Source organism: Frischella sp. Ac48 (assembly GCF_019641635.1).
GTDB classification, from domain to species: domain Bacteria; phylum Pseudomonadota; class Gammaproteobacteria; order Enterobacterales; family Orbaceae; genus Frischella; species Frischella japonica.
Genome location: NZ_JAETXP010000001.1, coordinates 89,148 through 108,623 on the forward strand (window position 1 = coordinate 89,148; position 19,476 = coordinate 108,623).

Sequence of the window (19,476 nt, forward strand, 5' to 3'; positions counted from 1 at the left end):
TAAGAATCAAAAATGCGGCTTAAAATTCCTTAATATAATTTATTAATTTACAAAAAGATTGAACTATATCCTAGAGAGCTTTTTTGAGATCGTTTATTGCTATTTGAAAAGGTAAATCAAAATTTCTTATGTACATCACCCAAATATTGATGATTTTTCAAAAGTTTCATACGGTGTTTACCGCTTATCATTTTCGAAAATATTAGTACCCTTTGATAAACAAGCTTATGCCAATCGATAAGATATCTTTCCATGAATTGACAGTTTTTTACATTGCATCGTGCAAACGAAAATTTTAATAGTGATATTTGTTTGGTAAGAGATGTGACCGTTTTCATTTAAACGTTACATCTCTTATCAATCAAAATTAATGATAAATTTTGTGACACATTAGATAAAGCTTCATATGCAATAATCCAAGCTGATAAGCGAATATATCAAAATCTTATTTAAAATCGTAACAAGATAAATAAATCATTAAAGTCATTTGACGAGTAATTTCAGAAGATTAAGATATCAGTAGTGTTATATCTGTTAAGATTTTATCCATTGTGATCATTTTTATTAGCAAAATCATCTTTAACTAAATCTGTTTTTTTATTATCATCCGCTAATTCTTTTTTAAAACCTTTTATTGCTGCGCCTAGATCTGAACCAAGTGTTCGTAAACGATTGGTACCCAGTACTAACACAGCGATTGCTAATAAAATTAACAGTTTTGGCCAACTAATCATAATATATAAACCTTATTTATTGAAGTTAAGACAATATTGAAAAAATTAAATGATAACTTATCGAAAAATAGATAATATTTAATATAAAAATAATATAATATTCTTGAAGTGATGTAATCGCTATTATCTTTCTAACTTTTACATAAACTTGAAAAATCTTTAATAATTAAACAATAATTAATGGAATTTACTTCATAATTGTTTGTTAATTACGGTTAACATTAGCATAATCCCTGCTATCATAAAAAACTTTAAATCTATTGATAATAGGCGATATAACTCGCACAATATTTTGGTACGAGTTATCTAAAAAAGAAATGATTACCGAATAACTAATACTGACATTTTGGCATGTCTAACAATACCTGCAGCATTGGAACCCAATAGATGATTTGAAATATTCGGTCGTCTTGAACCAATTATAATTAAATCTGGCTGGATTTCCTCGGCTATAGTGAGAATTTCATCTCTAGGATTACCAAATGCTAAGGAATAAGAAAGAGTCTCTTTAGGTAAATCAATTTCATGGATTAACTTTTTAAGCCAATTTTCTGCTTGCACGGTAGCCTGATCTTTGAACTCATCCATACCAAATGAATAAGCATTAATAATAGCGGAAGAAATCGGCAGTACATGGAAAAACTTAACATTAGCATTAGATAATTTTGCTAAATATTCGACATGGGGAATAACTTTTTGTGTTAAATCTTTTTCAATTATATCAACTGGAACAAGGATAGAGTTATACATGAGTTTCTCCCTATTTAAAATTTAATTTAAAAAAATTCTCACAAATGCAGTATATATCAAATTCAATGGCTTGAATATTCATGTTAAATTGATTCGGTCAATATTATTAAAAGTATTTACTAATAATGTTTTAATACGGTTTAGTTAAAATAATTATATAATATGTTAAATCTAAAACAATAATAGGAACCATCATGATATTAAAAATTGGTCTAGTCTCTATTTCTGATCGCGCCTCAACAGGCATTTATGAAGATAAGGGTATTCCCACCTTAAATGAATGGATAGACAAAGCATTAAAAGATGATTTTACTGTGGAAAAGCGTTTAATTGCTGATGAACAAGCTATTATTGAACAAACATTGATTGAACTTGTTGATGATTGTCATTGTCATCTCATTTTAACCACTGGGGGCACTGGTCCAGCCAAACGTGATGTTACCCCAGAGGCCACAATTGCCGTAGCCGATAAAATTATGCCTGGTTTTGGTGAACAAATGCGACAGATCAGTTTATATTTTGTACCTACTGCTATTTTATCTCGTCAAGTGGCAGTTATTCGCCACCAAAGTTTAATTATCAATCTTCCTGGTCAACCAAAGGCGATTAGAGAAATACTTGAAGGCATCAAAGACGAACAAGGTAAGCAAATTGTTGCTGGTATTTTTGCTAGTGTACCTTATTGTATACAATTGCTTGATGGTCCGTATTTTGACACACATGAACATATAGTAAAATCTTTTCGACCTAAAAATGCTATTCAATAATGCCTACATAAATTATGACTATTTTATCTAACCCATTATTTAAAGATTTTAATTTATGCAAAAATAATGCATAATTATTGCATAAATAATTAGTTTAATTTTAATAAGGCCCGTGGCTAATGTCAGTACGTAATAAACAAGATGAACTTTGTAAAGTATTTAGAGAAATGCTGAAACAAGAAAAATTCAGTTCGCAAATTGAAATAGTTCAAGCATTACAAGAGCAAGGTTTTGATAGTATAAATCAGTCTAAAGTTTCCCGCATGTTAACAAAATTTGGCGCCGTAAGAACACGTAATGCAAAAATGGAGATGGTGTACTGTTTACCGGCAGAAATCAGTGTACCAACTACATCAAGTCCACTAAAAAATCTTGTATTAGATATTGATTATAACCACGCTATGGTAGTTATCCGAACCAGCCCTGGCGCAGCGCAACTTATTGCACGTTTATTGGATTCGATTGGAAAATCAGAAGGAATTTTAGGATCTATTGCTGGTGACGATACTATTTTCAGTACCCCAACAAATGGTTTTACAGTAAAAAAACTGTATAAAATCATTTTAGAATTATTTGAGCAAGAACTTTAATTTATCTTGCTCAATCTTTCGTTACTTGTCATGCTCTTCGTATTGACGACAAAGTACAATGGTATCTTCAATTAAACGTCTAGCAACAGTACCATATTCTGGTATTTTAGGTAGCTGACTATAGTGATACCAATCTGCTGTAACTAATTCATTAGAATCAATATTGATCTCGCCATAATCGTAATCTGCCATAAAAGCCAACATCATCGAATTAGGAAATGGCCATGGTTGCGATGTAACATAACGAATATTTTTAATATGAAGCTGTGATTCTTCATAAACTTCCCGCTCTACAGCTTGTTCGATTGTCTCACCGACTTCAACAAATCCTGCCAATACAGTGAAGAGATTATCCTGATTATGCCGAGTATGTTTTGCCAACAGAATTTTATCATTATTACGTATAGCAACGATTATTGACGGTGAAATTTGGGGATAATAGCGTTGCTGACAATTAGAACATAAACAACACCATTCCGTTTTACTTAAATACATTTCATGACCACAACACCCACAAAATTTGTGTGAACTGAAAAATTCGGCAAGTTGTACCGCTCTTCCAGCCAATAAAAATAACGTTTGATCTGAACTACTCAGTAATGTGCGAATCGAGCTCATATTCTGTGGCATATTTTGACAAACTAACCATGCCGATTGACCTTGCCATTCACCAATTGCTAATGCTTTTTTATTAGTTAATCCAAACTGACTAGCTAGCCCCATTGGAACTTCGCCATTAGGTAGCCATAGACGTCCATAATGACTAATAAACCAGTAACCTTGCTCTTTCCCTGTTAATTCAAATTGTGGTTGCATGACATTTATTATCTCTTATATTTATTATGGTTAACATAACCTACATTATTTTTCGGTAGGTTATAAATGATAAGACTAAATCACTAAAAATTAAGGCAGAATTCACTCTGCCTTAAATATTTACTATTTTTTCTTTCTCTCATGAAGCCCTTTCTTTTCGAGCTCCCAGTAAATGATCCTTTGTTGTACGATTGTAAATAAATTACTCACAATATAGTATACAACTAATCCGGACGGGAACCATAAGAAAAACACTGTAAAAATAACCGGCATAAACGTCATTATTTTCTGCTGCATTGGATCCGTTACCGTTGTCGGTGACATTTTTTGGATTAAATACATAGTCAATCCCATAATTAATGGCAGAATATAATAAGGATCTTGTGCCGATAAATCATTAATCCATAACATAAATGGTGCATGACGTAATTCTACCGTATTACCTAACATATAAAATAAAGATAAGAAAATTGGCATTTGAATGATAACAGGCAAACAACCACCTAATGGGTTCACTTTTTCTTGACGATAAAGCTCCATTGTTTCCTGCCCGACTTTTTTATGGTCATCGCCATAACGTTCCTTCAAGGCTTGTAAACGTGGTTGTAATAACTTCATTTTTGCTAATGAACGATATTGCGTACGTGTTAATGGGAATAAAATACCACGCACAATAAACGTAATAATAATAATTGCAACACCCCAGTTAGAAACAAATCCTTGAATAAGTTTTAACAAATGGAATAGCGGTTGCGATAAAAACCATAACCACCCATAATCAACGATTAAATCTAAATGTTGCGCGGTTTGTTGAAGTTCGTTCTGTAATTCAGGACCTAGCCATAATTTCGCTTTTATGGTTTGCTGAGCGCCACTAGCTATAGTGGTATATTCCCCTCTAAAACCAACAGTCGCTTGCGTATTATTATTTGTTGCTCGTGTATAAAGTAGATTTTCTTGATCTTGGGTTGGGATCCAAGCAGAAGCAAAATAGTGTTGTAACATCGCAATCCAACCGGTTTGCGTTTTGATTGATAAGTTTTCATCTTTGATATCATCAAAACTATATTTGCTGTAATTTGTGCTTGAGCTAGAGTAAGCTGCTCCACGGAAAACACTTAGCCCTAAACCACTGCCACCTTCAGATACTGCATCATGTGGTAAGTCTATGGTTTGCTTCAATTGACCATACATAGCTACTTCAATCGGTGCCGCACTTTGATTGTTAATTTCATAACTCACATCAATGGCATAATCGCCGCGTTTTAAAGTATATACTTTGGTATATGTGATGCCATCTTTAACGTAAGTTAGTGGAACACGCAATTCATTTTGTCCATCAGCTAATACATATTCATCTTGCTGAGTTTGATAAAGCGGTCGTGAAGCTTTATTTGCATTATCAGGACCATCATTACCAGTTAAACCACTTTCAGCGATATAAACAAAATCCGGTTTTGCTGTTAGTAACTGGAATGGTGTATGAGAATCGAGAGATTGATCATACTTTAACAATTCGGCTGATTGCACATCACCGCCATAAGTATTAACTTTTAAAGACAGTACATCAGATTTAATAGTAATGCTTTTAGCGGTCGTATTCACTGAAACTGAATCATTGTTTATTATTTGTTCGGTTAATTGATTTTCTATTTTTGGCTTTGGCGCATGATCCCGCTCCCAAGCTTGCCAAATTAAAAAAGAAACAGTGAGGAATGCAATAAGTAAAATATTACGTTTAGCTGCCATTAGTTTTTTTCTCTATCATGTTCGATTTAGGTGGAACTGGATCTTCGCCACCATCATTTAAAGGATGACATTTTAATACACGTTTCAAAGTTAGCCAACTTCCTTTTACCAATCCAAAACGTTTAAATGCAATAATAGCATATTGAGAACATGTTGGAGTAAAGCGACAATGTGGTCCGAGTAACGGACTGATAAAATGCTGATAACAACGAATAAGTATTATAAAGCAATTTGCTAAGCATAAATTAATTTGCGATAAAATAAAACTCAGCTTTTGTTTTGTTGAATGGAAAGGAGACGTTGCCATAATTTATCTAATATCGTTCGAATTTCTTTATTATCTAACGCTACAGCAGCAGTTCGAGCCATAACCACAATGTCAACAGCAGGAATTTGTTTTTGTTTCAATCGAAAATCTTCCCTAACCACTCTTTTTAAACGATTTCGTTCATGAGCTCGTTTAACTTGTTTTTTTGCAATAGCAAAACCTAACCGAGGGTGATCAATATCATTTTTTCTAAACACAAAAGTGATATAAGGGGAGCCAACTCTTAGTGATTGACTAAAAACATGGTTAAAATGGTTGGGAGTTAACAAACGTAACTCCCGTTCAAAGGAGAGTTGATTAATCACTCAACTTTATATTAGCTTGATACTGTTAAACGAGCGCGACCTTTAGCGCGACGACGAGCTAATACTTGGCGACCATTTTTAGTAGCCATACGAGCACGAAAACCATGAGTACGGTTACGTTTTAAAACTGATGGTTGAAATGTACGTTTCATGATGATTTATACCTAAATCTAATTTTATTAAATTGGCAGATGTAAAATCCACCCTAATTACCTAAAAGAGGTCGGAATTATAGAGATAAATTAGCTAATAGTCAATGCACTTTATCGCTTTTGCTGAGATATTCAATAAAATTATCTGGTCAAATCGATTAAGATATTGACTCATTTTTATTTGCCAAAACATTCACGACTTTCCCATTATGCCTATCTAATAATAATTTCGCATTGCATGCATCGAGATCCATTAAGAGCATAATAATTGCCGTTTTGCAATGTCGCTTACATTGTTCTAAGGCTTTAATCGCTTGCTCACGTGAACAATCGGTTGCTTGCATCACAATATTGATTTGTCTTTCAACCAATTTGGCATTAGTTGCTTCAACATCAACCATTAAATTACCAAAAACTTTACCGATTTTGATCATACTCGCTGTCGTTAACATATTAAGAACCATCTTTTGTGCTGTACCGGCTTTCATTCGTGATGAACCTGTAATAACTTCAGCACCTACCACTGGTGTAATAGCAATATCAGCTAAAGAAATCATTTGAGCATTGGGATTACAGCAAAGGCTGATTACCATTGCTCCTTGTTTTTTTGCGTATTTCATTGCACCAATTACGTATGGCGTTCTGCCACTAGCAGCAATGCCAACTAAAATATCATTATTACTAAAATTAATCGATTGCAGATCAGCTTGGCCTTGTTCTGGTTTATCTTCAATGTTTTCAACTGCCTTAAACACAGCCGATGCCCCCCCGGCAATAATTCCGATCACTTGTTCAGGTGAAGTACCATAAGTAGGAGGACACTCACTTGCATCTAAAATACCTAAACGACCTGAAGTGCCTGCACCGATATAGATAAGTCGACCATGTTTGGCAAAGGTTGCCACAATATGTTCAACCGCTTGAGCAATATACGGTAAGACTTTTTCAACTGCTAAGGCCACTGTTTTATCTTCATTATTAATCACTTTTAAGATATCAAGTGTTGCAAGTTGATCAATATTTTGGCTAACTGAATTACAACTTTCCGTTACCATTTTGGATAAATCTAAATATGGCATAAAAAAACCTATAAACAGAGATTATTATGATAAAATTGTGTATCAACAACGATGTACAATTATTGTTTGTTTTGCCAAATCCATAGCAAAGTAATCACAAATGCAAATAATATCCCAAAGCACGCACCAATCCAAATCGTCGAAATATCTAATGCCACAGTTAATGAGTAAACGCCTAACATCACCATCATTGAACTATATTCACTAAAATTTTGTACGGAAATCGCACTTCCGGCCCCTACTGTTTGTTTACCTAAATGTTGTAATAATGCATTAAGCGGAACCAGGAAAAATCCACCAAACATACCGATAGTAACCAGTAAAATATAAGACGTAACCATGGTTGACTGAATACTAAAACACGTTACAACAATACCCATTAAAATTCCTGCTGGAATACAGCGTACGGTATTATTAAGACTAATGAATTTTGCCGCAAGTCCGGCTCCCAAAACAATTCCTACTGAAACAACAGCATTGAGAATTGTAGGTGTTTTATTATCTGTGATTCCCAAAACGAGTGGTACCCAATCAATTAATAAAAAACGTAATGTTACACCTGCGCCCCAAAATAAACTGGTTCCAAGTAAAGTCATTCTCGCTAAGGGTTGACTATATAAATTTTGAACGCCAGCAATAAAATTTTTAAACATATACCAAAAATGCCAAGATGTATCTTTTTTCGCTGCGGGGAGTTTAGGTATAAATAAATTAGCAATCATAGCAATGACAAAAACTATCACACAAGTTATTAATGAAGCGACGACATTAAGATCGGCAATATAACCACCGGCAACACTACCTAACAAAATAGCGGCAATGGTAGAAGCTTCAATTAAACCATTTGCTTTTACTAAATTATCACCACTCGTTAATTCACCTAAGATGCCATATTTAGCGGGAGAGTAACCGGCGGCTCCAATTCCGACAATCACATAACCAATAAATGGATTTATCCCCACGCAGATAATTGCTGCACCCATAAATTTTAGACTATTTGCTATTAGCATTACACGACCCTTAGAAAACCGATCGGCAATTTGCCCCACAAAGGGTGCTGTTATAATAAAAGCAATGACAAAAACCATTTGTAAAACCGGTTTACTCCAATCAGGATATTGTAGTTGCTTCAATAAAGCGAGAATTGCAAAAAGTAATGCATTATCACTAAATGCTGAGAAAAATTGCGCCAATAACGTCGCAACCATACCACGGGTTAATAATTTTTGATTAGTCATAACCACTCCTAATTAGCCGTCATGCTAACACGACATAACGACTAATATTGAGATTAGATTAAAATATCTTAATTAACTTCTATCATTTTTTGTAACGTAACAAAATCAATCTTGCCCGTTCCAAGTAGTGGTAATTGTTTGATGATCCGAATATCACGAGGTACTGCTATAGCAGGAATACCCAACGTTTGCGCAGCTTGGGATAGTTTTTCTCGGGATAAATTTTCTGATGTAGTAAATAAAACGATTGCCTCACCTTTTGCTGAATCATGTTTAATCGTTGCGCCATGCATTGCGGTTGCATCCACTGCTTTTGCAATCGCTTCAACACTTTCCAGCGACACCATTTCACCTGCAATTTTCGCAAAACGTTTTAATCGTCCTTTAATTGATATAAAACCGTTATTATCAATATCAACAATATCCCCCGTATCATACCAACCACGGCATACCTTTCCATCATTATCAATTGCCGTTGGTACGACTAGCTGCCCAGGATTATCTACTAATAAGTATCCTTTCATGATGTTAGGACCTTGTAATTGCAGTCGCCCTCCTTGCTCAATGCCAAGGATTTTAATTAATCGGGTGATAATACCAGGTAAAGGTCGGCCAACAGTTCCTTCTTTGTAAGCCATTGGCACATTTAAGGCTACAACTGGCGCACATTCCGTAACCCCATAACCTTCCAGAATTCGAATACCAAATTTAGTTTTCCAAATTTCTTTGATACTGTCGGCCAACTTTTCGGCACCCGCTACTACATAACGTAAGCGCATAAAATCATAAGGGTGAGCATAACGAGCATAATTTGCTAAAAATGTCGGTGTACCAAATAATACCGTACAGTTTTGATCGTAAATGATTTCGGGCACCATTTTATAATGTAAAGGATTAGGGTAAAGAAAGGTTTTACTGCCTGAAAATACCGGTAACAACAATCCAGCTGTGAGACCAAAAGCATGAAATAAGGGTAATGCCGACATAAAACGATCGCTTGGCATCGGATCAATCACACTACGAATTTGTTCAACATTTGCCAGTAAACTAGCATGAGAATGCACCACACCTTTGGGATTTCCTTCTGAACCAGAGGTAAATAAAACTATCGCTTCATCATTACAATCTTGGGAACGTTTGAGCAAACGAGGAATAAATTGATGGAGAATTACCCATAATTTATCTGAAACAGTTAATGAATCTTTTAAATCCTCAAGAAAATACCATTTAACACCTTTGATTTCCTCAAGCAGATTGTCGATTTTTCCTTTAATTAAAAATTTTCGGGAAGTGATTATGGTTTTAATTTCAGCCGCTTCAACAGCACAATTTAAACCTTTTTCCCCTGCCGTATAATTTAACATGGCCGGAATACGATGCTTTAATGATAATGCTAAAATTGTCGAAACACTAATCACTGCATTAGGTAATAAGACGCCAACTCTTTCGTTTTTTTGGCTAATTTTTTCAATAATGCAACTCATCCCTAATGTTTGTTGTAATAATTTACGGTATGATAATTGCTTAGTGGTTGGATCTTGCATCACATAAGAACTTGCCCCATATCGTGCTTGGGCCTCTAAAAAGGCATTAAATAGCGTTAATTTAGGCCGACTTTCCATCCTGGCTTCCATCATAATCTGATGTAATTTTTCACCGGCGATATAACGACGTTCACTTGCTTTAGCAACATCTGGCATAGCAATATGTTTCGGTTCTAATACATGAATGATAATTTTAGGAAATAAACGGCGTTTAAACACCCCCTTTAAGCGACTGGTAAGTGTAAATTCAGCGCCTTCAATCCAAACCGGAACAATAGTCGCATTTGATTTTGCCGCAACAAAAGCAGCACCATCATAAATTTTCATTAGCGAACCGGTAATGGTGATTCGACCTTCTGGAAAAACAACAATAGGCCGACCTTTAGCGATTTCTCGTACTAATTTTTTTATTGCCATAGGTTTAGTCGGATCCATTGGCACAAAATCGACAAAACGTTTTGCCAATTTCACCAACCAATGATCAATATAACCAGAATAAATTGCAAAAACTGGACGTACCGGCAAAAATACCCCTAATAAAATACCATCCAGAAAAGAAACATGATTTGAAGTAATAAGAATTTTTTCGTTATTGAAATGATTAAGATTACCTTTAACTTGAACCTGAAAAAGGAATTTTAAAATGATTTTGATTATCTTAAATACCATGAGATGTTCTCAATTTCATGCAACATTGCACATAAACGATAATAAAGATAAAAAAATCCCGATCAAGTATTTTATAAACGAAAATGGACAAAAACAAACCGAAATTAGCACAATAATAATTCACATGATATCTTAATTAATTGATAAATAAACGAATCATATTAAAATTGTTTTGCAATTACTTAGCACCTTGTTTGATTAAAATAAAACCTATATTAGTTGCTTTAATAACCTGAAACATTACGAAAGACATCTCGTAAAAGCATAATGAGCTAATCATTAGGCAACAAAAAGAATTTATTAAAATGGTAAATACTTACCTGTTGTAAAAATACATAGAGATATCACGTTCAAATTAAATATTTAATCAAAATTATTGATAATGAATTTTTATGTTTTTTATTATTTATTTGGGTAAGCTGTTAAAATTTTTAATATCATTCACAACGATAGGTAAACGTTGCTAAAGAGATTAATTGCAGTTTGTCATCAATAAAATGATAATACCGTTTTGCATAACCTTCTTCATCCTCATTAGGATCAGCAGCAATACCAGAAATAATTACCAAGCTACTATTTAAACGATAGTCAATTGAAAATTCATTTTGTCCATTCTCATCCTCAATTAAATAAGCATTTGGTAAACCAATAACTTGGTTTGTTAATAAATTTTTTATCTCACCACAAATTGCTCCACCACCACATCCATATGTTTTAATTAGATAATGATCAGCAAAATTAGCGTGTTTTATGTGTGATTCAGATGGAACAAGAAAACAATCAAAATGAGATCGATTTTTACTTATCTCGGCATAAGAATAACTTACCAAAACTAATAAAATGAAAAAGGAAAATAAAATATTAATAATAGATGCTTTTATTCTATGAATCACTTTGTTAATCCCTTTAAAACCGTTTTGACTATATTACATTGGAAAACAATATTGGATAACTATAAATTGATTAATAAGCAAAATAATGAGTTTATAACATATAATGAACGAAATGATTATCTTATGATATTTTGAGACAGTTTTAGTCTGATTTCCTTTAATGTTATCTTTTATCATCCGATAAAAATAATTAAATTCATCATTATTTAAAAATTTATATTTTATCCAATACGTTACAACCGCTTAAAACATTTATAAATAAGAAACCAAATCTTAATTTTACCATTCTATTTCATTAAATACGGGATTAAAATAGCAGATAATTTTCTTTAGAATCAATATATTTCCTATAATGGGTTATTAAAAATATGCTGCATTTATTATCATATAAGATGCTTAATGATTTCGCATATAAAATAGAAATGCACTCTCACTACAGCTATGGCAATCTGCACATGTTTTATTACCAACACAAACTGATGTCGTCAGATTTGTAGCCGTCAGTTTCCCCTTTTTGACCCAAAAATCCAACATTTGTATCAGTGCGCTTTCTTTAATGTGAAAATGGCGAGATAAATCTAATAAACTCACTCTACCTTTTAATTCAATATACTGGTAAATATCAGTCATTAACATCAGCAATATCTCTTTCGATAAAACATAACCGAATATTATGTTTTATCTTATATAAAAGTTAATTAAAAAAACAAAAAGATCAACAGCAATGATTTGTATCATTACATTTAGATGAAGCGTTCTTTAACAGGGATGAAGTAAAAATCGTAAAGCGACCAAGAAATTTCATCAAACCTACAATGATAATGAATAAAAACGCGAGTCCAAGCAACCAATAAATGGCATATTTCGAAACTGTTAATAAATTAAACTGATAATAGCCCGTAGCACACAACCAAGCAATGAAAAATGTCCACAACGCAACAAAGAACATCCATCGAGTTCCTGCTTCTCGGTAAACCGCGCCTAATGCTGCTACACACGGAGTATAGAGCAAGATAAAAATTAAATATGCCATTGCAGCAGGCTGAGAACCAAAGGATGAGCTGATTGTACTAATAGTATGATCATCCATTGCAAATTCATCTTGCACGCTAGTAATATCTTGCTGGGCTTGAGATAATCCAATAGGATCAAGAAATGAATCAGCCAGTTCAGCTAAATTGTTGGGTATGGTTAAGCATGCTGCCTTGATGTCATCCAATACATTGCCAGCTGTTTCATCGTGGGGATTTTTACTTCCTTCAATAGCATATAAAGAATTAAGCGAAGCAATAACCGATTCTTTAGCAAAAATTCCGGTAAAGATACCGACAGTTGCTGGCCAATTTTGTTCACTCACCCCCATTGGCGCAAAAACCGGCGTCAATTTTTGACTGACCACAGCCAGTAAAGAGTGCGCTGAATTTTCGTTACCAAATGTTCCGTTTGTGCTTAACGAATTAAGAATACTTAATACAGTCACCATTAAAACAATCGCCTTGCCAGCTCGCAAGATAAAACTTTTTAAGCGCTGCCAAGTTAAATGCAACATACTTTTTAAAGTAGGTATGCGATAAACCGGCAGTTCCATGATAAATGGCGTAATTTCACCTTTTAACAAGGTAAACTTAAGTACAAATCCGGTAATAATAGCAACTAAAATCCCCAGTAAATATAAGATTAAAACGACTGAAGCGGCATGATTAGGAAAAAAAATCACTGCCAATAACACATATACCGGTAAACGTGCATTACATGACATAAAAGGAATCATACAAATTGACATGATCCTATCACGTGTATTTTCTAAGGTTCGCGTTCCCATAATTGCCGGCACGCCACAACCAAAACCAACTAGCATGGGAACAAATGCTTTACCTGGTAGGCCAATTACTCGCATACCGCGATCAACGACCATCGCAGCACGCGCTAAATAACCTGAATCTTCTAGAAAGGACAAACAGAAGAACATTGCTGCGATTACTGGTATAAAACTGGCAACAGTTTGAATACCACTACCAATACCATTGGCTAAAATAACAATTAACCCCTCTGACGCTCCTAAGCTTGCTAAAAGCTGGCTCAAGCCATCGACAAATATTGCTGCAAATAAGCCATCAAAAAAATCAATGAAAACGGAACCGAATTTAACAGCAATCATAAACATGAAATATAGGATTACTAAAAAACACGGAACTCCGGTGATACGACCTAACACTATTTTATCGATCTTTGCCGACAAAGAGATACTTGCTTCACGAGGTGTATCAATGACGGTTTTACAAACTTGGTCAATAATTTCATAACGACTACTTGCCAAAGCAACATCAACTTCATTATCACACCATCGAGCTAATTCATGTCGACAATGATCAATAGCGGCTAATTCTTCCTGATTTAATCTCATATCACGATGATCGATCATGACTTCTAATAATTGCCAACGATTCAGATGCATGAATTGGCTTGATTCTGGGCACATCGTTAGAAAATTAGTCAGAATAGTTTCCTGCACTGGCGCTAAGGTGGCAACTGCTGAGTAATGATGATCGGGGGATTGAACATAATTTTCAATCGCTTGATACAGAGATTTTAAGCCCTGTTTTTTACTGGCAGAAATAGCGACTACTGGACAGCCTATTAATTTTGTTAATTCTGCTTCATTGATATGCTCACCAAGAGCATCTAGCGCATCAATCATATTTAAAACAACAATAATGGGCTTGTTTAAATCAATAAGCTGATAAGTTAAATACAAACTTCGCTGTAAATTGGTTGCATCAATGATATTAATAATCACATCATTAGATGAGGATAATACATAATCACGAGTTATCATCTCATCTTGTGAGGTGGTTTGACTGTTACTATCAATTGCGTAAGTACCAGGTAAATCAATAATCGTGTATTGCTGTTGGTGATAATGAAAAATACCTGTTTTACGTTCAACCGTGACCCCTGGCCAATTACCTACCCGCTGTGTGGCGCCTGTTAATAAATTAAATAACGTTGTTTTACCACAGTTGGGATTGCCAATTAATGCGATATTCATTAACTCAGTTCCTTTACCACAATTGCTGCTGCTTCTTTACGACGTAGACTAAGAAAAAATCCCCGCATTTCAATTTCGAGTGGATCGCCTAATGGTGCCGAGCGTACTACTAAAACTTTACAACCTGGCGTAATACCCATTGCTAATAATTTACGGCGAAAAGGTGTTGATTGTGGAAGTAACTTAACTATCACGGCTTGCTTACCATAAGCAAGCTGATCAAGCGTAAGTAGAGCTGTAACCATTTTATAAATTCCTAAAGAATATTAATTATCACATCTAATAATGAATGCGAATTATTCTTAATATTAGTACGAAAAAATGGCTATTTTAGCATTATTATAAATAAAATAACAATTTATATGCGAAACAACACTTAATTCCGCGAATTTATATAGAAAAACGTCAATTTGATCACTATTTTATAACTGATCAGTATAACGATGAATCTCGGTTAATATGTTTGCTAAATAATTTTCAGCTTGCTTTAATCCCTGCTGATACAATTGCTCATGAGTTAAATATTCACCACTGGTATAATTATGATATTTAGCTGGTACATCACCCGTATAATTATACTTATTCATCATTGATCGGCTAATAAAAATTTGGCTATCGTGATAAATATATAAGCCATTAACATTAATATTCATGTTGATTTGTAATTCATTCGAATAGGTTTGCGTTTCCAAATTGAAATAGTAGGTTTTATAGATGTCTTTTTTTTCAATGTCTCCATTTGCGTTCGTAACATGTATGGTTTTTTCAATTAGATTTTCATTCATACTGGTAATATGGAGCGGGGGCGAAGTATTTTGATAATGACTTCTAGATTCGATATTAATCACAACATCAGCTTGAGAAGGGGTATAAACAAATTGATAATAGTCATTAAAAAAACTATTTGAAGCCAAACTTTGATATCCAGAACTAACATAAACTTTGATAATCCCTTTCTGCTGATATTGTTTTGCTAAAGCTCTAGCATTTTGGTAATCACCATAAGGTTGGTATATTTCAGCAGCATATTGAAACAATTTAGCAATTTTTCGGTAATCGTAACGGCTATTAGCCTTGGCTATGATCGCTTGAGCTTGTTGAAAGTGTTCTTTAGCTTCTTTTGTTCGATATTTTTTGTCATAAACGACAAATAATTGATCACTATCTTTATATTTACCGAGAGGTTTATAAACTTTACTTGCAGCTGCAAATTTTTCAGCGGCAAGTTGAAATGATCCTGAATCAGCATAATATTTACCTAATTCATAAAATTCCTGTGCCGCAACTTGCATATATTGGTTGTTCGCTTGCTGATGTAATGTTTCAATATCGCGGTATTTATAATACTCTGACCCTTTTTGATATTTTTCAGCCCGCATAGCATAACACGCACTAGATTGACACGTGACGGCATTACCCCATGAATAATATTCTTCCGCTATGGCTTTTCTTAAACCGATAATACTGTATTTATTATTAAAAAATGAGATTTGTTGACTAAAAAAGCGTTCACTCAGCCTCACTTTCATCTTTAGCAATGCTTCATAACTTTGAATTCGGCTACCATAATTGGTTCGATCTGCACTTAATAAAGCATTTTCATAATGCGCTGCTACATCACCCACTATTTGCCTAAAACGAGTTAAATCATTAGCATCAAGTTTTGCTTCACCTTTTTCTTCAACAAAAGCAGCAATTAAATCAATACTCTTTAAATAATTACCCTTTTTATAAGCTTGCTCAGCTTGACGAGAAGAAATGCATGCCGACAACATTAAAATACAACAGACTAAAAATATAATTCGCATACTCATTCCTAAATTAATTATTATTTTTTGGTTTTAATTTCCTTACAAAAATAAAAAAACTTATATATTTTTTTAACATCGTTTATTATTACTTAACCTAATAAATTAATTGCCTATATCACTAAATTAACCATTTTTGCCAACTATTTTTCACGTAATCCCGTTCAAAAACAAATTCTGTATTGGCAACCTTACTGGATAATAATTGTAATGATAATCCATGGATTTCATTACGCATTTTAATATAAATTTCGGTTAATGTATTTGCTTCATCACTTGACATAAGCTGATGTTGTGCGGCCGCTGCTAGGATACGTACATTATCACTCCAAATAGTCATTTCGGGGTAAGTAAAGGCGTAATTTAAAACTAAATATTGTGAAATAAATTCAATGTCACCAATTCCACCTTCATCAACTTTAATATTAAATAGACCATCATGTTGGCTTAGATGGGCACGCATTTTTTCTCGCATTTCGCGGACGGCCATTTTCAACTGTTGTGGATCTCGTTGTTTACTTAACACTTGCCGACGGATCTGATTAAATTTCGCATTTAAATCCGGTTCTCCATAAACCACACGTGATCTAACCAAAGCTTGATGTTCCCATGTCCAAGCATCATTATTTTGATAGTCGGCAAACGAATCTAATGTGCAGGCTAATAACCCTGCATCACCTTGCGGCCGTAATCGGACATCAACTTCATACAAAATACCTGAGTTAGTCCGAATATTAAACAAGTAGATAATCCGTTGCACCAAGCGTAAATAAAATTGACGACTATCAATGACTTTATCACCAGTTGTCACACTACTTGCTGGGCAATCATGTAAAAAAACTAAATCCAAATCGGAGCCATAACCTAACTCTAACCCACCTAATTTTCCATAACCTATAACCACTAAACCTTTATGTGTATCATCGGTCAAATAATCAGGTCGTCCATAACGTTTTACCAACTGATTCCAAGCAATTTGTACGACAAAATCGAGCATTGCTTCTGCCAGATAGGTCAAGTGATCACTTACTTTCATTGTAGGAAGTAACTGCGCCACATCTGCTGCTGCAATGTGTAATAATTGCATTTGTTTGAATTGACGTAATGCTTCTACTTGTTGTTCTTCATCATCAGTCGGTACACGCAATAAATATTGATATAACTCACTTTTATAAGCTTCAAACGGAACCGTTTGATAAAGGGCATTGAAATCGATCAATTCATCGAGCAATAATGGATAACGCATCAGCTGATCGCTAATCATTGGTGACGCAGCACATAAACGGATTAACTGCTGTAAGGCATTTGAATATTCAACTAATAACTCCAAATAGGTGGTACGGCTTACAATATTAACTAATAAGTGAAAAATCCGTGGTAAAACAGTTAAACGATTAGGCATCTGGCAAACTAACGCAAAAACTCTCGGCATGAGTTGATCTAGAATGTCTCTTCCCCTAACCCCAATAGTTCGTTTACTAATATCTTTTCTAAACTGAATGATTTGCTGATACAGCGTTTGATATTCTTCCTCATTAGCCAAATTTGGTAATACCGCTTTAATATCAGCAATATCTAAATCAATATCCCATAATTCCGAAAATATTTCTTCACGATCATCTTGCGATTGTTCAGCTTCATCGCTACCAATAAGATTATTAAAGATAATGCGATTCGCCAACATGCGTGCTTGAATAGTTTGATAAAAATCATCCCATGTGGTAAACCCCATTCCGATAGCAATACGGGCTTGATTCAATTTATCATTCGGTAATGTTTGTGTTTGTTCATCATTAATAGCTTGTAAGAGGTTTTCGCAGCGTCTTAAAAACAGATAATTATCGTGCAATGTGGTGACTTCAACTTTTGATAAATAATTTTCCTGCTTAATAACTTTTAACGCATCTAATAATGAACGTGTTTGTAATGCTACGACTCGACCACCACGAATTAATTGAAATACCTGAACAATAAATTCAACCTCTCGAATCCCACCTGCGCCTAATTTAATATTATTTTCAAGTCCTCGACGACGAACTTCACGTTCAATCATGCTTTTCATGTTTCGCAATGATTGTAGAACACTGAAATCAATATAACGCCGATAAATAAAAGGTTTTAGCATTTGATAAAGCTCTTTCACATAAGGATCATGTTGATCACCTAGAACTTTTGCTTTAACCATGGCATAGCGTTCCCAATCGCGGCCTTGTTCTTGATAATAATCTTCCATTGATGAAAAGCTAATGACTAAAGGCCCTCCTTCCCCTAAAGGGCGTAAGCGCATGTCGACACGATACACAAACCCATCTTGAGTAATTTGATCGAGTGTTTTAATGAGTCGTTGACCAAGTCGGGTAAAAAAAATAGCATTATCTAATTCCCGTCGCCCCCCTAAAGTCACCCCATGTTGCGGATAGGTAAAAATTAAATCAATATCCGAGGAAAAATTTAGTTCACCACCACCCAATTTTCCCATACCAAGTATGATTAATGGCTGTGGATGTCCTTGATGATCATATGGCGTACCCCATTCTTGGCAGCTTAATTGATATAACCAATCACGAGCAGCAAGGATAAGTGTCTCTGCTAAAGTGCTTAATTGAGTCAATGTTTGTTCAGTAGAGCTGGTTTGGGTTATTTGAGACCAACAAATCATAACTAATATTTTTCGCCTGAATTGGCGTAACACGCTGAGTAATTGTTCTTCCGATGTTACATTAGCGATTCTTTGATTTAGCCAATCGGTATAATATTGATAATCTAAGCCCTGGGGTGGTCGCGTATCGATAGCAATCAACCAATCAGGAAAGCGATAAAATGATTCGATTAAAAAATCACTTTGCCATAATATATCAAGGTGGCGGTTAACCAGATTTGCATCGCATTTATCCAACTTATTGATAACATTTTGTTTTTGTGAGACTGAATCTGACATAATTCCACCCTGTTGTTTTAAAATTTCGAGTTAAGGACGGTTAATAATTTATAAAAAATTAAAATAA

18 protein-coding genes are annotated in these 19,476 nt (G+C 34.3%); 2 read left to right on the top strand and 16 right to left on the bottom strand.

The genetic code is table 11. The features are described 5' to 3' along the window. Positions 1-542: 542 nt before the first annotated feature. Both tatA and JMI89_RS00385 read right to left on the bottom strand, forming a co-directional pair. Positions 543-734: a twin-arginine translocase TatA/TatE family subunit gene (gene tatA / locus JMI89_RS00380; RefSeq protein WP_187755559.1), complete on the bottom strand. Its 192-nt coding sequence runs from the start codon at positions 732-734 to the stop codon at positions 543-545. 321 nt (positions 735-1,055) lie between these two features. Beyond that, positions 1,056-1,484, bottom strand: a complete 429-nt coding sequence (locus tag JMI89_RS00385) for a universal stress protein (RefSeq protein WP_187755560.1) — start codon at positions 1,482-1,484, stop codon at positions 1,056-1,058. 191 nt (positions 1,485-1,675) lie between these two features. On the opposite strand from JMI89_RS00385, the gene mog reads away from it, so the two are divergent. Both mog and argR read left to right on the top strand, forming a co-directional pair. Continuing rightward, positions 1,676-2,251 (top strand): molybdopterin adenylyltransferase, encoded by a 576-nt coding sequence (gene mog, locus JMI89_RS00390; protein WP_187755756.1) that lies wholly within the window; start codon positions 1,676-1,678, stop codon positions 2,249-2,251. A gap of 119 nt (positions 2,252-2,370) precedes the next feature. Further along, on the top strand, positions 2,371-2,841 hold the full coding sequence (gene argR / locus JMI89_RS00395; protein ID WP_187755561.1) for a transcriptional regulator ArgR: 471 nt from the start codon (positions 2,371-2,373) through the stop codon (positions 2,839-2,841). A 21-nt stretch (positions 2,842-2,862) separates the two neighbouring features. On the opposite strand, the gene nudC is transcribed toward argR, so the two are convergent. The 14 genes from nudC to glnE all read right to left on the bottom strand — a co-directional run bounded on the left by nudC (position 2,863) and on the right by glnE (position 19,409). Beyond that, the gene (gene nudC / locus JMI89_RS00400) at positions 2,863-3,657 is read right to left on the bottom strand and encodes an NAD(+) diphosphatase (RefSeq protein ID WP_187755562.1); all 795 of its coding nucleotides are present in this window, start codon (positions 3,655-3,657) and stop codon (positions 2,863-2,865) included. Positions 3,658-3,780: 123 nt separating this feature from the next. Beyond that, on the bottom strand, positions 3,781-5,406 hold the full coding sequence (gene yidC / locus JMI89_RS00405) for a membrane protein insertase YidC (RefSeq protein WP_187755563.1): 1,626 nt from the start codon (positions 5,404-5,406) through the stop codon (positions 3,781-3,783). After that, complete coding sequence (yidD, locus tag JMI89_RS00410) at positions 5,396-5,713, bottom strand: membrane protein insertion efficiency factor YidD (RefSeq protein WP_187755564.1); 318 nt, start codon at positions 5,711-5,713, stop codon at positions 5,396-5,398. Before yidD ends, yidC begins: the two co-directional genes overlap by 11 nt. After that, positions 5,674-6,003, bottom strand: a complete 330-nt coding sequence (rnpA, locus tag JMI89_RS00415; RefSeq protein ID WP_220679031.1) for a ribonuclease P protein component — start codon at positions 6,001-6,003, stop codon at positions 5,674-5,676. Before rnpA ends, yidD begins: the two co-directional genes overlap by 40 nt. Before the next feature lie 47 nt (positions 6,004-6,050). Further along, positions 6,051-6,191, bottom strand: a complete 141-nt coding sequence (gene rpmH / locus JMI89_RS00420; protein ID WP_039105005.1) for a 50S ribosomal protein L34 — start codon at positions 6,189-6,191, stop codon at positions 6,051-6,053. A 158-nt stretch (positions 6,192-6,349) separates the two neighbouring features. Beyond that, entirely contained in the window at positions 6,350-7,270 is a 921-nt protein-coding gene (murQ, locus tag JMI89_RS00425; RefSeq protein ID WP_187755565.1) for an N-acetylmuramic acid 6-phosphate etherase, read from the bottom strand. Positions 7,271-7,329: 59 nt separating this feature from the next. Beyond that, the gene (gene lplT, locus JMI89_RS00430; protein WP_220679032.1) at positions 7,330-8,508 is read right to left on the bottom strand and encodes a lysophospholipid transporter LplT; all 1,179 of its coding nucleotides are present in this window, start codon (positions 8,506-8,508) and stop codon (positions 7,330-7,332) included. A gap of 68 nt (positions 8,509-8,576) precedes the next feature. Then, positions 8,577-10,721 (bottom strand): bifunctional acyl-ACP--phospholipid O-acyltransferase/long-chain-fatty-acid--ACP ligase, encoded by a 2,145-nt coding sequence (gene aas, locus JMI89_RS00435; RefSeq protein WP_220679033.1) that lies wholly within the window; start codon positions 10,719-10,721, stop codon positions 8,577-8,579. Between the two features lie 437 nt (positions 10,722-11,158). Then, positions 11,159-11,614: a hypothetical protein gene (locus JMI89_RS00440; RefSeq protein ID WP_187755568.1), complete on the bottom strand. Its 456-nt coding sequence runs from the start codon at positions 11,612-11,614 to the stop codon at positions 11,159-11,161. A 396-nt stretch (positions 11,615-12,010) separates the two neighbouring features. Further along, entirely contained in the window at positions 12,011-12,244 is a 234-nt protein-coding gene (locus JMI89_RS00445) for a FeoC-like transcriptional regulator (protein WP_187755569.1), read from the bottom strand. 85 nt (positions 12,245-12,329) lie between these two features. Continuing rightward, the gene (feoB, locus tag JMI89_RS00450) at positions 12,330-14,663 is read right to left on the bottom strand and encodes a Fe(2+) transporter permease subunit FeoB (RefSeq protein ID WP_220679034.1); all 2,334 of its coding nucleotides are present in this window, start codon (positions 14,661-14,663) and stop codon (positions 12,330-12,332) included. After that, a complete protein-coding gene (locus JMI89_RS00455; RefSeq protein ID WP_187755571.1) occupies positions 14,663-14,908 on the bottom strand; it encodes a FeoA family protein in 246 nt (81 codons plus the stop codon). Before JMI89_RS00455 ends, feoB begins: the two co-directional genes overlap by 1 nt. Positions 14,909-15,085: 177 nt before the next feature. Continuing rightward, complete coding sequence (locus JMI89_RS00460) at positions 15,086-16,471, bottom strand: hypothetical protein (protein WP_220679035.1); 1,386 nt, start codon at positions 16,469-16,471, stop codon at positions 15,086-15,088. Positions 16,472-16,592: 121 nt separating this feature from the next. Continuing rightward, positions 16,593-19,409, bottom strand: coding sequence for a bifunctional [glutamate--ammonia ligase]-adenylyl-L-tyrosine phosphorylase/[glutamate--ammonia-ligase] adenylyltransferase (glnE, locus tag JMI89_RS00465; RefSeq protein WP_220679036.1), 2,817 nt, complete (start codon positions 19,407-19,409; stop codon positions 16,593-16,595). Positions 19,410-19,476: the final 67 nt, after the last annotated feature.